General features: G+C 70.8%; 2 protein-coding genes. One reads left to right on the top strand and one right to left on the bottom strand.

Annotated elements, in window-relative coordinates:
* Positions 1-73: 73 nt before the first annotated feature.
* The gene (locus tag NJ376_RS28240) at positions 74-403 is read right to left on the bottom strand and encodes a hypothetical protein (RefSeq protein WP_252956683.1); all 330 of its coding nucleotides are present in this window, start codon (positions 401-403) and stop codon (positions 74-76) included.
* 170 nt (positions 404-573) lie between these two features.
* Between NJ376_RS28240 and NJ376_RS28235 the strand changes: the two genes are divergently transcribed.
* Positions 574-1,021, top strand: a 448-nt coding sequence (locus NJ376_RS28235; RefSeq protein WP_252956682.1) for a MarR family winged helix-turn-helix transcriptional regulator, incomplete at its 3' end; no start/stop codon positions are given.

The raw sequence follows: 1,021 nt of genomic DNA, 5'->3' as shown, positions 1-1,021 counted from the left end.
GGGCGGGAGCCCTGGCGCGGCCGGGGTTGGCTGGCTGGGGAGGACCACCAGCGGGGGCGGCTGAGCGGCGGGCTCAGCCGCCGTGGTTGGCCGGGGCGCCGGCGAGGCGGGCATTGCTGCCGGCCGGGGCCTCGTAGACCAGCTCGCGGTCCGGGCCGCCGCCGACCAGGCGGGCGATGAGCCCGGTGCCGGGGGCGGTCAGGGTCGGGCCGCTATAGCTGACCTGGGCGTTCTCGCCGCCGCCGGTCAGCCGGGCGGTGCCGCCACCGACGACATTCTCGCTCGGCGCGTCATAGACCACCTCGGCATTGTCGCCGCCGCCAACCAGGCGGGGGCCGGCAGCCTGGGCGCCGGTGAGGCTGGCGAGCGCCAGGGCGGAAGCAAGCAGGGCGGTGCGGATCATGAGGGTGTCTCCGTGGGGGTGAAGCGCGCTGCGGCGCCGTTGGACCTCTAGATAGACGGCGATTAGATCGTGCGCGATAGACAACGCCGCATGGCTGCCATGCAGACCTGTCCTTCCCGATCCAGTCGTACGCGATCTATATGCCCAAACAACAGGCAGGACCCCCACCCATGACACACTCCTCCCACGACCCGCCCCGCCTCGACGACCACCTCTGCTTCGCCCTGCACTCCGCCGCCCAGGCCGTCGCACGCGCCAACAAGAAGGTCCTCGACCAGCTCGGCCTCACCTACCCCCAGTTCCTCGCCATGCTGGTGCTCTGGCACGAGGACAACCTCACCGTCAGCCAGATCGGCGAGCGCCTCTTCCTCGAAAGCAACACCCTCACCCCACTCCTGAAACGCCTCGAGGCCGCCGGTCTCGTCCAGCGCCAGCGCGACGCCACCGACGCACGCCAGGTCCGCATCCGCCTGACCGAGCAAGGCCAGGCCCTGCGGGAAAAGGCCCGCAGCCTCAAACACGCCTGGGTCGGCAAGGTCTTCGGCCACAACCACCACGCCATGCGCGACCTCCGCGACAGAGTCGCCGCCTTCCGCGACACTCTCCTCAAGACCGAAG

This window comes from Siccirubricoccus soli, from assembly GCF_024178315.1.
GTDB classification, from domain to species: Bacteria; Pseudomonadota; Alphaproteobacteria; order Acetobacterales; family Acetobacteraceae; genus Siccirubricoccus; species Siccirubricoccus soli.
This window is presented reverse-complemented; position numbering and strand designations above follow the sequence as displayed.